Raw genomic sequence first — 12,477 nt, forward strand, 5'->3', positions numbered from 1 at the left:
AATCGCCGCAAACGTCATCAGCTTAGTGCTTAGTGATGAAACATCGCCGAGATAGACTCTTCGTTGCTTACGCGACGAATAGCTTCTGCCAGCATTGCACTGAGTGTTAGCTGAGTGACTTTCTCAATTTTCGCCATTTCTGGTGAAAGTGGGATAGAGTCCGTCACGATAACTTCATCAATCACTGAGTTAGCAATGTTTTGCGGTGCGTTACCTGAGAATACCGCATGCGTTGCGTAAGCAAATACACGCTTAGCGCCACGCTCTTTTAATGCTGCTGCAGCCTGACATAGGGTGCCGCCAGTGTCGATCATATCGTCAACAATAATACAGTCACGGCCTTCAACTTCACCGATTAAGTGCATAACTTGAGCAACGTTCGCTTTCGGGCGACGTTTGTCGATGATAGCTAGGTCGGCGTCATCAAGTAGTTTCGCGTGAGCACGAGCACGTACTACACCACCGATATCCGGTGAAACTACCACAGGGTTTTCTAGTTTCTTGTTCAGCATGTCTTCAAGTAGTACTGGGCTACCGAATACGTTATCAACTGGCACATCGAAGAAACCTTGGATCTGTTCAGCGTGTAGGTCAACTGTCATTACGCGGTCAACACCCACGCTAGACAAAAAGTCAGCCACTACTTTAGCTGTGATAGGTACACGAGAAGAGCGTACACGACGGTCTTGACGAGCATAACCAAAGTAAGGGATAACAGCCGTAATACGACCAGCAGATGCACGACGCAAGGCATCAATCATGACGATCAATTCCATTAAATTGTCGTTAGTTGGTGCGCAAGTAGATTGGATAATAAAGATATCGCCGCCACGTACATTTTCGTTAATTTGTACGCTAATTTCTCCGTCACTGAAAGTACCAACTTCGGCACTACCAAGTTTAGTGAAAAGGCGGTCAGCGATCTTCTGGGCAAGTTCTGGCGTCGCATTACCAGTGAACAGCTTCATGTCAGGCACGGTGGGGAACCTCAGGTTGCTTCCTGTTTAGGGTGATACCAGCGCAAGCGCTGGACGCTAAATAACCATCTTTGGCTACTTAGCTATATCGACGATTTATGTTTTATTTTCGCAAATTCAATTGCTTATATAAAGCAGATTGATTACTTCCCTGCGCTACAAATCCATTAAGCCACGCAGGGCAATTATCTAAAATTGATTGGGCCTGCTGTTGGCTTTGACATGTTGCAAAGACACATGCGCCGGTGCCAGTCAATCTTGACGGCGCGTATTCTATCAAGGCGTCAATTGCCTTGGCAACCTCGGGATATTGTTTTTTAACTAAAGGCTCACAATCATTATGCCAATCAGTGGTTAAGAGCTGCTCTAAAGGGCGCTTAGGCGTGTTACGAATTAACTCTTTATGGGTAAATACACTGGCCGTTGATACATGTACTTGCGGTGATGCAATAACATACCAAGGTTCATCTACCTCAACGCTGGTGAGCTTTTCGCCTACGCCTTCGGCAATGGCCGCTAAACCATGAATAAATATGGGCACATCAGCGCCGAGTTTAACACCTATCTCAGCCAAGACTTGATTGGGGTAGTTGAGCTGCCATTGTTGGTTTAAAGCAACTAGGGTAGTTGCAGCATCCGATGAGCCGCCGCCTAATCCACCGCCCATTGGCAAATTTTTCTCTAACTGAATATCTGCGCCTAGTTGAGTACCACCATATTGCTGTAGGGCTCGGGCTGCTTTGTAGATCAAATTATCTGCCAGTGGGATATCGCTGTCTGGGCTTAGCGTGATGGCACCGTGCTGATTACAGCTAATGGTTAAGTAATCGGCCTTATCAATAAATTGAAACAGGGTTTGCAATTCATGATAACCATCTGGACGCTGCCCATTGATGTACAAAAACAAATTTAGCTTCGCAGGCGCAGGCCAGCGAATTGCCTCAAGGCTGGGTGAAGATCCATTCATAAACTTTTAACTTCAACGTGTTGTCTTGATTTTTAAGGGTGAGGTTTTGCGGCAAGCTAAGGCCTTGTACCTGCATATGGGAAGCGATTGATATTTGCCAAGGCTGTTTGTCAACCAATGCGTTGATTGCAATCGTATTGCCTAGGTCATCATAGTCAGCCTCGGCACCTTCGGGTACGCCTTTGATCCATTGCTGCATTTGATCTAGCGGCAAATCCCAACCCGCTAATTGTTTAATTAACAGCTCGGCCGTCGCAGCACGGTGCTCATTGCCATCGCTGTCCCTAAGCCAAGCGCCGTAGGGATCTTGCTTCACTTCTAATAGGGTTTTAAACAGTTTGGTAAAGGTAATATGAAACTCATCGCCTTGTTGGCGCCAATTAATATCAACGGCATTGGATTTTTGTCCCGCTGCGCGAATGGCCAGTTTTCCGGTTAATTGCCAGTGATCGAGCTGGGCTAATTCTGCTTGTTGGTTAAATTCTGGAAGCGGTTTGTCGGCATCGGATGAAAGCAGGGAACAACCACTCAACCCCATGATTACAAAGAGTATATAAAAACGTAAATGATTCAAATTTGACCCCTTTTGATAATGCTTGCACAGTATAGCTAGGCAATCCAAGCAAAACCAGTCAGCAATCCCTTTTATTAAGCGGGAGTTTTCCGTAAAATTGCGCCCTCGCGAATTTGAAAGAAATAGAAATGACACTGCTTGCACTGGGAATAAACCATAAAACAGCTTCTGTTGCGCTAAGGGAACAACTTGCCTTTGCACCAGATGCGATGGCGGCTGCCCACCAAAGTGCACTGGCGTTAGCCTCGGTAAACGAGCTAGTCATAGTTTCAACGTGTAACCGCACCGAAATCTATGCCGCGTTGGCCAACGACGATGAAACCGAGCTACTTGCTTGGCTTTGTCAGTTTCACCATCTAGATGTGGCTAGGTTACAGCCATATATTTATAGCTATAAACAGCGTGAAGCGGCATCACATCTGATTCGCGTCGCCAGTGGCCTTGACTCACTTGTGTTAGGTGAGCCGCAGATCCTTGGCCAAATTAAGCAAGCTTATCAACTTGCCCGTGATGTTGGCTGTGTCTATCGTATTCTCGATAAGTTATTTCAGCACTCGTTTGCTGTGGCCAAACAAATTCGCACGCAAACCGACATCGGCGCTAATGCGGTGTCGGTGGCCTATGCTGCGGTGAATTTGTCGAAACAAATTTTTGCTGAGTTGGCAGAAACTAAGGTGCTATTAATTGGCGCGGGTGAAACCATTGAACTGGCGGCCAAGCACTTAGCCGAGCAACAAGTTGCGAAAATGTTTGTCGCGAACCGGACTCGCGAGCGTGCAGAGCTTTTAGCATCGCAATTTAATGCAACCGCGTTGACCTTAGGTGAAATCCCTACTTATTTAGCGCAGGCGGATATCGTTATTAGCTCAACTGCTGCGCCACTGCCTATCTTAGGCAAAGGAGCGGTCGAAACCGCCCTTAAACAGCGTAAACATCAGCCCATGTTATTGGTGGATATAGCCGTGCCCCGCGACATCGAAAGTGAAGTGGCCGAGCTGAACGATGCATATCTTTACACCGTGGATGATTTACAAGGTATCATAGAGCAAAATTTGGAAGCCAGACAAAAGGCCGCTGTCGATGCAGAGCGTATTGTTGCCACGCGCAGCGAGGATTTTATGGCGTGGCAGGCGTCCTTACGTTCAGTCAATCATATCCGTGAGTACCGTAATAACAGTGAATCGCTGCGTGATGCCTGCGTCAGTCGCGCACTAGCTCAGTTACAGCAGGGCGAAGATCCCGCGGCGGTGATTAAAGAATTAGGTTTTAAATTAACCAACAAGCTGATCCATCAGCCAACCATATCATTAACCGAAATGGCTCGTAGCGGCCAACAAGACAAGTTAGAAACTTTATGCCAAGGTCTTGGCTTAAGTACTGACCGAGACTTAAATTAATTATTTTGGGGCTGTAGCCCGGAGCAACAATGAAACCGTCCATTATCTCTAAATTGGAAGGCTTAAAAGAGCGCTATGAAGAAGTTCAAGCGTTGATGAGCGAGCCCGATGTGATCTCAAATCAAGAGCAATTTCGTGCTCTAAACAAAGAATATTCACAGCTTGAAACTGTGGTCAACTGTTTTGATGCATACAAGCAAGCCGAACAAGATTACGCATCGGCACAAGAAATGCTGCTAGACGACGATCCGGACATGCGTGAAATGGCCGAAGAAGAAGTTGCCAACGCCAAGTCTGCCTTAGAATCCATGACAGGTGAGCTGGAAATTCTGCTACTGCCAAAAGATCCTAACGATGACAGCGATTGTTATATCGAGATCCGCGCCGGTGCGGGTGGCGATGAAGCCGCTATTTTTGCTGGTGATCTATTTCGTATGTACAGCAAATACGCAGAAAAGCGTGGCTGGCGCGTTAGCGTGGTGAACATGAACGAAAGTGACCAAGGTGGCTATAAAGAAATCATAGCTAAAATGGAAGGCGAGTCGGTTTATGGCGTCATGAAGTTTGAGTCGGGCGGTCATCGCGTGCAGCGTGTGCCTGAAACCGAATCACAAGGGCGTATTCATACCTCGGCTTGTACGGTTGCTGTGTTGCCTGAAGTGCCTGAATCGGAAGCCATTGACATTAACCCTGCGGATTTGAAAATAGATACTTTTCGCGCCTCGGGTGCCGGTGGTCAGCACGTTAACAAAACCGACTCGGCAATTCGTATTACTCACTTGCCAACTGGCATGGTGGTTGAGTGTCAAGATCAGCGCTCGCAGCATAAAAACCGTGCCCGTGCGATGAGTGTATTGCAATCTCGCTTGCAAGCCATGGTTGACGATCAACGTCAAGCCGAAGAGCAAAGTATGCGCCGCAGCCTAGTTGCCAGTGGCGATCGCTCGGAGCGTATCCGTACTTATAACTACCCGCAAGGTCGAGTATCGGATCACCGCATCAACCTGACTATTTACCGTCTAAATGAGGTAATGGAAGGGGATTTAAATGCCTTGATAGAGCCTATCCTGCAAGAATATCAAGCCGATCAATTGGCTGCACTGGCAGAAAATGACGCTTAAGCCATTTTCTATTGCTGATGCCCTAGATTGGGCGCTCCAGCAGTTAGCGCAATCGGAATCGCCCGCGTTAGATGCGCGGGTATTATTGGCTTTTTGTCTCAGTAAACCCGACAGCTACCTTTATACTTGGCCCGAAAAATTACTGAGTGAGACTGAGCAAACCTGTTTTAGTCAATTGATAGCAAGGCGCGCCACGGGCGAGCCGGTGGCGCATATTACCCAAGTACGTGAATTTTGGTCGCTGCCACTTAGGGTGAGCCCGGCTACCTTGATCCCACGTCCCGATACTGAAATCTTAGTTGAGCATGCTCTGCAGCTGAGTTTGCCTAAGCGCGATGAATTTGGTGTGCTTGATTTGGGCACTGGCACCGGGGCGATTGCGCTAGCCTTGGCTTCAGAGTGGCCGCAAGTGCCTGTGATTGGTGTCGATCTTAAAGTGGATGCGGTTGAATTAGCGCAAAGTAATGGCCAAGCACTGGGTATTAGTAATGCCACGTTTAGGCAAGGCAGTTGGTTTGAACCCGTCGCTGGCCAGCAATTTTCACTGATCGTTTCAAATCCACCTTATATCGATGAACAAGATCATCATTTAGAGCAAGGTGACGTCAGGTTTGAGCCGCGCTCTGCTTTAGTAGCAAAAGATAAAGGTATGGCAGATCTTGCGTTGATCGCTCGCCAAGCGCCAACGTATCTGATTGAGCAAGGTTATCTTGTGATGGAGCACGGATATGATCAAGGTAAAGCAGTTCGCACCTTGTTAGCAGAACAAGGTTACAGTGATATCCAAACGGTTACCGATTATGGCGGTAACGAACGTATTACCTTAGGTAAATGGAGTTAGAATTATGTATATGGCATTAAAACACAGTCACTTTCTTTTTATTGCATTAACTGTGGTGCTGTTTATGGTGCGTTTTGGCATGGTCATGTTTGGCAGTCGTTTGGCGGCAAATAAAGCCTTAATTGGCAGCTACATGGCTTGTTTAACAGGCTTAGTACTGACTGGTATTGGTTTAATCGCGGTCACCGGGATGATGCCATTTACCGCTGCGAATGTTTGGTTAACCGACAAGGTATTGGCATTTTTAGCCGTGCTATTGCTGCAGTTTATGGCCCTAAAAGGCGGTAAAACTAAAACCATTAAGGTGTTCGCTTTTATTGGTGCAATCAGCTGGATAGCTTACATGGCTCATGTTGCCGTTAAGCATCAAGCGATCATCTTGGGGTAGTGTGTGAAGTTGTTTCAAGAACAGATAACTGAGCTGAGTTTACTTGATATGGCCTTGCTGATAGAGCAAGAGCTAAATGAAGTTGATATGCCACTGGTGGATGCTGAGTTAGATTTAATGCAGCAGCAGCTTGAAGCGCACCTCAGTCGCTTGACTGGGCAAGCGGATGGTGAAACTTGGCAAGCTGTGGTTAGCTTTTTTTATCAACATTGGCAGTTTAAAGGCGACTGGCAGCATTTTTTTGAATACCGTAATACCCAAGTGAGCCAAGTGTTACTAACGCGACACGGTATTCCACTGACGTTAGGCATTTTGTTAATTCACTTTCTTAGACAAGCTAAGGTTGAGGTTCAAGGGATTTGTTTCCCTGGGCATTTTTTGCTGGCAATCGAGCAGCAAGGTGAGCGGGTGATCATTGATCCCTTTGATGGTCAGGAGCTCAAGTGGCATCAGCTAGAGCTTAAATTACGGGGCGCGAAAGGAGATCTAGCGAGATTGTCTGAGCAAGATCTGCAACCCGATAATTTGAAAGAGATTATCAGACGCTTGTTACATACCAAGAAAGGTGTATTGCTGCGGGAAAATAAGTTTGATCTAGCCTTGTGCTGCTCTGATCTGTTGCTGCGTTTAGCGCCCGGTGATCCGTTTGAAATACGCGATCGCGGATTTATCTTCCATGAGTTAGACTGCTTTAACGTCGCGGTTGATGATTTTAATTACTTTATTGATAAGTGCCCCGATGATCCGTCAATTAGTTTGTTAAAACTGAAAATTAAGCAGATGGATCCTAAACAATGGGTGATGCACTAAGGACATATTATGAGCCAAAAAATTGTTTCTATTGGTGATGTACAAGTAGGTAATGACCTACCTTTCGTTTTGTTCGGTGGTATGAACGTGCTTGAGTCGCGTGATTTAGCGATGAAAATGGCCGAAACTTATGTCGAAGTGACGCAAAAGTTAAACATACCTTATGTGTTCAAGGCCTCTTTTGATAAAGCCAATCGTTCATCTATCAATAGTTTTCGTGGTCCAGGTTTAGATGAAGGCCTGAAAATTTTTCAAGAAATTAAGCAAACCTTCAATATCCCAGTGATCACCGATGTGCACGAACCTTATCAAGCCGCGCCAGCAGCTGAAGTGGTTGATGTGATCCAGCTGCCCGCTTTTTTAAGTCGTCAAACGGATTTAGTGGCGGCAATGGCGAAAACCAACGCGGTGATTAACATCAAGAAAGCGCAGTTTTTAGCCCCTCATGAAATGGCCCATATTTTGACCAAGTTTGAGGAGGCAGGTAATGATCGCTTGATCTTGTGTGAGCGTGGTAGCTGCTTTGGTTATAACAACCTCGTGGTTGATATGCTAGGTTTTGGCATCATGAAAGAAACCCAATACCCAGTGATTTTTGATGTGACTCATGCGCTGCAAAAGCCGGGTGGGCGAGCAGACAGTGCCGATGGTCGCCGTGGTCAAACGGTTGATCTTGCTCTTGCTGGCATGTCACAAGGTTTAGCGGGCTTGTTCTTAGAATCACACCCCGATCCCGACCAAGCAAAATGCGATGGCCCTTGTGCGTTGCCATTGGCGAAACTTGAGCCATTTTTACAGCAAATCAAACAATTTGATGAGTTAGTAAAAAGTTTTGAAAAAATCGAAACTGTTTAAGAGTTGGGTTAACTAACTCTTTGAGGGCCGCTATGCGGCCTTTGTTTTTTGTTCAATAGGGTAAAAATAAAGCAAAAAAAAACGCTGCCAATGGCAGCGCTTAACTGTAGCTAAACAGAAGAAGATTAAATTACCGGTATTTACCACGTCATAATTTAACCTTTCATAGAATAACCTATGAATGCAAACACAACATTGCAAACCATTAGCTATAGTAAAGTATTTTGTAAAAGGAATGTTACAAAATACGAGGCAAGAGCCTAGAGAAAAACACTACTTGTTACATATAGCCTTTGTTGCGTAAAGAAATATAGTCTTTCGCTGGTGATACAACAAACGACAATTTATAATATTTGTCATTAGTTTTTCTAATGGATTAGCCATGTATAACCGTTTGCCTCCATTGAAGGCATTAAAAACCTTTGAATCGGCTGCGCGCCACTTGAGTTTCACTCGCGCAGCACAAGAGTTGTTTGTTACCCAAGCTGCTGTTAGTCATCAGATTAAAGCGTTAGAGGATTACCTTGGCTTGAAATTATTTCAACGTCGCAATCGAGCTTTGCTGCTGACTGAAGAGGGGCAAAGCTACTTTCTTGACCTCAAGGAAATCTTTGCCAATTTGAATCATGCCACGGAAAAGTTATTGGCTCGTACCGCAACTGGCGCGTTAACGGTTAGCTTGCAGCCAAGTTTTGCTATTCAATGGTTAGTGCCGCGCTTGGTTAAATTTAGTGAGCAGTATCCAGAGATAGATGTGCGTATAAAAGCCGTGGATGCCGATGAAGGCTTATTGCGTGACGGGGTGGATTTGGCAATTTATTACGGCAAAGGAAACTGGCCTAATTTACGCTGCCACAAGTTACATACCGAGTATATTTTGCCCATGTGTTCACCCGACTTACTTAAAGGGCCAAAAAAGCTGGAATCGCCCCAAGATCTGAGTCGCCATACCTTGCTCCACGATACCTCGCGTAAAGATTGGAAAACGTGGATGAAGAAAGTCGGAGTCAATGCCACCAATGTTAATCAAGGGCCCATTTTCAGCCATTCATCTATGGTGTTACAAGCCGCTATCCATGGCCAAGGCATCGCCTTGGGGCATAATGTATTGGCTAAGCCCGAGTTAGATGCAGGGCGTTTGGTGTGCCCTTTTAATGAAGTGCTGGAAAGTAAAAAGTGTCACTATTTAGTGTGCGAAGAAAGCCAAGCCGAGCTGGGTAAAATAGCCGCATTTCGTGATTGGATGATTAAACTGGTTGAGCAAGAAGAGCAAGAGCTCGTGGGCATTTTAGAGACGCAATAAGATGAATGATTTGAATATAGAGCACGCCTTACTTATTGATGGTGAATCAAGCACCTGTGAGCATACTTTCATTTTAGCTCATGGCGCGGGAGCGGGCATGGCGCACCCATTTATGGCTGAGATAGCCAAAGGGGTAGCCGAGCATGGCATTAGGGTGGTGAGGTTTAATTTCCCTTATATGCAGCGCATGCTTGCTGAGGAGCGCCGGTTGCCGCCAAATAAGGCCCCTCAGTTGCTGGCTGCTTTTGAGCAGGTGATAGAGCAGGTGGCTGATGACAATGTCGTGATCGGGGGGAAATCTATGGGTGGGCGCATGGCTAGCCATTTGCTGCATTTGCCACAAGTTAAAGCCGGTGTTTTTTTGGGATTTCCATTTCATCCCGTGGGCAAACCTGAGCGGCTAAAAGGCGAGCATTTGGCTGATACTGCTAAGCCTTGTTTATTGATCCAAGGTGAGCGAGATACCATGGGAACTCAGGCTGAAATTATGCAGTACGCTTTATCCCCTTTAATCCAATTAGCTTTTTTAACCGATGGCGATCATAGCTTTAAACCGCGTAAGGCTTCGGGCGTTAGCTATCAGCAAAATATGCAGCAAGCCATCGAGTTGACTGCAAAATTTATCTTATCGTGTTAGGGAAAAACATGGAACTACGCAATCTAGGGTGGGGTGGACGTTGGCTATTGTTCATTACCGGATTATCGGGCGCCAGCGCGGTGGCACTGGGTGCTTATGCTAGCCATGGCTTAAGCTTAGCTGAGCCCTTAGCGGGTTTTGTTGAGCTGGCGCTGCAATATCACTTTTATCACACCCTAGCGCTACTCGCTTGCGCTATGTTGACACTTTTTATCAACCAAGGACGTGGTTATCGGTTATTATACTGTGCTAGCACCTGTTTCTTGTTGGGCATTTTTTTATTCTGTGGCACTTTTTATTATTGGGCAATGACAGGGCAAAAGTTGCTAGGCTTGCTAACACCTGCTGGTGGAATGTGTTTTATTTTAGGTTGGCTGTGTTTGGCCATGATAGCGTTGAGAGGAAATAAACAATGAAGGGCTTATTGCTGTATTGTCGCCCCGGTTTTGAAAGTGATTGTGCTGCTGAAATCCAAGAGCAAGCCGCTATGTATGATTGCTATGGTTTTGTTAAAACCCAAAGCCAATCTGGTTATGTTTATTTTGAATGCTATGATCCTAACCAAGTCGAAACCTTAGTTAAGGAATTGGATTTTTTCCGCCTCGTGTTTGCCCGTCAAATGATAGCGGTCAGTGCATTATTAACCGATCTAGACATCAATGATCGGGTTTCGCCTATCGTCGAGGCAACGCAAACCTTGCCATTAGGCGGTGATGTATGGGTGGAAGCACCTGAGGGCGATGAGACTAAGCCGTTATTGACCTTTTGCCGTAAGTTTACCGTACCGCTGCGCGCAGCCTTGCGTAAAGCAAATAAGCTAACGGCTAAAGAGCAGCCAAGAAAGCCACGTTATCATGTTTGTTTTCTTGATAATCAAACGGCTTATGTGGGCTATTCGTTAACTTACAACAGTTCACCTTTTTATATGGGCATTGCTCGATTGAAGTTTCCTAGCGCTGCGCCAAGTCGCTCAACCCTTAAGTTAGATGAAGCAATTCAACTGTTTATTCCTAAGGAAGAGCAGGAAGTACGTTTAGCGCCGGGCATGAAGGCGGTTGATTTAGGGGCGTGCCCGGGGGGCTGGACTTATCAGTTAGTGCGCCGCGGATTATTTGTGGCTGCGGTGGATAATGGTCAAATCGCGCAATCCTTAATGGATACGGGGCAAGTAAAGCATTACCCCGATGATGGTTTTAAATTCCAACCATTCATTCGTAATTTGACTTGGCTTACGGCTAAAAACGAACATGGCCGCAAGGTGCAATACCCTGAGCATACGCATGTGCATTGGTTGGTTTGTGACATGATCGAAAAGCCCCATCGGGTGGCGAAGTTAATGGCCGATTGGCTCGAGCAAGCTTATTGTCGCGAAGCGATTTTTAATCTTAAATTGCCAATGAAACGCCGTTATTACGCGGTAAAAGAATGCTTAGATATGATGATAGCGCGCCTAGGGGAAGACGCATTTGATTATCAAGTGAAGCATCTTTATCACGATCGTGAAGAAGTGACGGTACATATTCGTTGGAAGGCATTCACTCGTTGATTTACTCGTTGATTTAGTCTTTGATTTACTAGTTGATTTAATCAACTAGTAACTTTTAGGCTGGACCATTTGCTTGGGAATCCGTTCCCCATTGGCTTTACAAGCGTTCTAGAATGGCTTGGGTAAAATCGGTGCCACTGTGGTGGCCACCAAAGGCACAAGTTAAGCGGTCATCAAAAGCAATGGTTTGAGTCAGCGCATTGAGCATGGCTTCGGCTTCATTTTCCTTACCTAAGTATTCAAGTAAGCTTACCGAGGCTAACATTAACGCCGCAGGATCGTCCTCGAGTTGAAGGCTGTTTGATAACTCAAGAGCACAAAAAATCGCACCTTGTTCGCCGAGATAGGATTTCGCGCACAAGCGTTTAGCAATCTGTTTGCCACAAACCTGACTTTTGATGATTTTGCCAAATAACTTATTGGTAATGATAAAGTTATATCGCTCACTGTCACTTGCAAGATTCAAGCTCACCTCATCAATACTGCTAAACTGAACTTGCAGATCAGGAAAATCTTGCTCCACAGCGCGAGTAATTGCTTCGAGTAACACTGAGTCCTGTTCGCTTTCATCAACCACTGTCACAATACGCTTTTGCTTGAATTGCGCAGCTTCCAATGCTTGTTGGGCAAATTGCTGATAATGCAGCGCTAGGTTCATTCCGCTTGCTTTAGTCATATCGAATACAAGGTTAATCTCTTGTACCGGCTGAAATGGGCTCGGGGGGAAATGAAGAATGTAATAGCATTGCGCCGTTAATGCTAATGGCAAATGCAATTGGCTGCGTAATTTAGCTTCTTCTAACGACTCTTCCTTTAATGGCCCAACGAGGGCTATTTGATTATCTTCTATTAGCTCACAGCCCTGCTCTAAGTCTTCGGCAGTGGTAGGGTATGGAGCAAGTTGCAAAATGATCCCAGCCCCCATTTTATCGAGTGCTTGCACTATCGCTTGAGTAATGGACTCTTCACCGTGGCGGCTTGGCACTAGGGCTATACGTTCAAATGTCATAGTTAACCTTACTTTAGTGTGAGAGCTAACAAGATCTATAAAGCGTGCTGTG

Annotated in this window: 14 protein-coding genes; 10 read left to right on the plus strand and 4 right to left on the minus strand. The window is 45.8% G+C overall.

Annotated features, from left to right (window positions below; all coding sequences use genetic code 11):
* Positions 1-29: 29 nt before the first annotated feature.
* The 3 genes from ACK8OT_RS05745 to lolB form a co-directional block, all read right to left on the minus strand.
* A complete protein-coding gene (locus ACK8OT_RS05745; protein WP_410195541.1) occupies positions 30-977 on the minus strand; it encodes a ribose-phosphate pyrophosphokinase in 948 nt (315 codons plus the stop codon).
* 103 nt (positions 978-1,080) lie between these two features.
* Positions 1,081-1,944 (minus strand): 4-(cytidine 5'-diphospho)-2-C-methyl-D-erythritol kinase, encoded by an 864-nt coding sequence (ispE, locus tag ACK8OT_RS05750; protein ID WP_410195542.1) that lies wholly within the window; start codon positions 1,942-1,944, stop codon positions 1,081-1,083.
* A complete protein-coding gene (gene lolB, locus ACK8OT_RS05755; protein ID WP_410195543.1) occupies positions 1,919-2,518 on the minus strand; it encodes a lipoprotein insertase outer membrane protein LolB in 600 nt (199 codons plus the stop codon). Before lolB ends, ispE begins: the two co-directional genes overlap by 26 nt.
* 128 nt (positions 2,519-2,646) lie before the next feature.
* Here lolB and hemA point away from each other — a divergent pair, with 128 nt between their 5' ends.
* The 10 genes from hemA to rlmM all read left to right on the plus strand — a co-directional run bounded on the left by hemA (position 2,647) and on the right by rlmM (position 11,416).
* Entirely contained in the window at positions 2,647-3,915 is a 1,269-nt protein-coding gene (hemA, locus tag ACK8OT_RS05760; RefSeq protein WP_410195544.1) for a glutamyl-tRNA reductase, read from the plus strand.
* 29 nt (positions 3,916-3,944) lie between these two features.
* A complete protein-coding gene (gene prfA, locus ACK8OT_RS05765) occupies positions 3,945-5,036 on the plus strand; it encodes a peptide chain release factor 1 (RefSeq protein WP_410195545.1) in 1,092 nt (363 codons plus the stop codon).
* A complete protein-coding gene (prmC, locus tag ACK8OT_RS05770) occupies positions 5,026-5,877 on the plus strand; it encodes a peptide chain release factor N(5)-glutamine methyltransferase (protein WP_410195546.1) in 852 nt (283 codons plus the stop codon). Before prfA ends, prmC begins: the two co-directional genes overlap by 11 nt.
* 4 nt (positions 5,878-5,881) lie before the next feature.
* Entirely contained in the window at positions 5,882-6,265 is a 384-nt protein-coding gene (locus tag ACK8OT_RS05775) for a SirB2 family protein (RefSeq protein WP_410195547.1), read from the plus strand.
* Positions 6,266-6,268: 3 nt separating this feature from the next.
* Positions 6,269-7,075: a SirB1 family protein gene (locus ACK8OT_RS05780; protein ID WP_410195548.1), complete on the plus strand. Its 807-nt coding sequence runs from the start codon at positions 6,269-6,271 to the stop codon at positions 7,073-7,075.
* A gap of 9 nt (positions 7,076-7,084) precedes the next feature.
* The gene (gene kdsA / locus ACK8OT_RS05785) at positions 7,085-7,930 is read left to right on the plus strand and encodes a 3-deoxy-8-phosphooctulonate synthase (protein WP_410195549.1); all 846 of its coding nucleotides are present in this window, start codon (positions 7,085-7,087) and stop codon (positions 7,928-7,930) included.
* Between the two features lie 382 nt (positions 7,931-8,312).
* Positions 8,313-9,233: a transcriptional regulator GcvA gene (locus ACK8OT_RS05790; RefSeq protein ID WP_410195550.1), complete on the plus strand. Its 921-nt coding sequence runs from the start codon at positions 8,313-8,315 to the stop codon at positions 9,231-9,233.
* A 1-nt stretch (position 9,234) separates the two neighbouring features.
* On the plus strand, positions 9,235-9,870 hold the full coding sequence (locus ACK8OT_RS05795; RefSeq protein WP_410195551.1) for an alpha/beta fold hydrolase: 636 nt from the start codon (positions 9,235-9,237) through the stop codon (positions 9,868-9,870).
* Positions 9,871-9,878: 8 nt separating this feature from the next.
* Positions 9,879-10,286 carry a DUF423 domain-containing protein gene (locus tag ACK8OT_RS05800; protein WP_410195552.1) on the plus strand — a complete coding sequence of 136 codons (408 nt, stop codon included), beginning with the start codon at positions 9,879-9,881 and terminating at the stop codon, positions 10,284-10,286.
* Positions 10,283-11,416 carry a 23S rRNA (cytidine(2498)-2'-O)-methyltransferase RlmM gene (gene rlmM, locus ACK8OT_RS05805; protein ID WP_410195553.1) on the plus strand — a complete coding sequence of 378 codons (1,134 nt, stop codon included), beginning with the start codon at positions 10,283-10,285 and terminating at the stop codon, positions 11,414-11,416. Before ACK8OT_RS05800 ends, rlmM begins: the two co-directional genes overlap by 4 nt.
* A gap of 97 nt (positions 11,417-11,513) precedes the next feature.
* Here rlmM and ACK8OT_RS05810 read toward each other — a convergent pair whose 3' ends face one another.
* Complete coding sequence (locus tag ACK8OT_RS05810) at positions 11,514-12,425, minus strand: isocitrate/isopropylmalate family dehydrogenase (RefSeq protein ID WP_410195554.1); 912 nt, start codon at positions 12,423-12,425, stop codon at positions 11,514-11,516.
* Between the last annotated feature and the right edge of the window lie 52 nt (positions 12,426-12,477).

Source organism: Motilimonas thetidivivens (assembly GCF_046452435.1).
Lineage (GTDB): Bacteria > Pseudomonadota > Gammaproteobacteria > Enterobacterales > CBDFNC01 > Motilimonas.

What these genes read in the sequence shown, in the direction of transcription:
- ispE (WP_410195542.1), bottom strand. Translation starts at nt 1,944, where the DNA reads ATGAATGGATCTTCACCCAGCCTTGAGGCAATTCGCTGGCCTGCGCCT.
- hemA (WP_410195544.1), top strand. Translation starts at nt 2,647, where the DNA reads ATGACACTGCTTGCACTGGGAATAAACCATAAAACAGCTTCTGTTGCG.
- prfA (WP_410195545.1), top strand. Translation starts at nt 3,945, where the DNA reads ATGAAACCGTCCATTATCTCTAAATTGGAAGGCTTAAAAGAGCGCTAT.
- prmC (WP_410195546.1), top strand. Translation starts at nt 5,026, where the DNA reads ATGACGCTTAAGCCATTTTCTATTGCTGATGCCCTAGATTGGGCGCTC.
- ACK8OT_RS05775 (WP_410195547.1), top strand. Translation starts at nt 5,882, where the DNA reads ATGTATATGGCATTAAAACACAGTCACTTTCTTTTTATTGCATTAACT.
- kdsA (WP_410195549.1), top strand. Translation starts at nt 7,085, where the DNA reads ATGAGCCAAAAAATTGTTTCTATTGGTGATGTACAAGTAGGTAATGAC.
- ACK8OT_RS05790 (WP_410195550.1), top strand. Translation starts at nt 8,313, where the DNA reads ATGTATAACCGTTTGCCTCCATTGAAGGCATTAAAAACCTTTGAATCG.
- ACK8OT_RS05795 (WP_410195551.1), top strand. Translation starts at nt 9,235, where the DNA reads ATGAATGATTTGAATATAGAGCACGCCTTACTTATTGATGGTGAATCA.
- ACK8OT_RS05800 (WP_410195552.1), top strand. Translation starts at nt 9,879, where the DNA reads ATGGAACTACGCAATCTAGGGTGGGGTGGACGTTGGCTATTGTTCATT.
- rlmM (WP_410195553.1), top strand. Translation starts at nt 10,283, where the DNA reads ATGAAGGGCTTATTGCTGTATTGTCGCCCCGGTTTTGAAAGTGATTGT.
- ACK8OT_RS05810 (WP_410195554.1), bottom strand. Translation starts at nt 12,425, where the DNA reads ATGACATTTGAACGTATAGCCCTAGTGCCAAGCCGCCACGGTGAAGAG.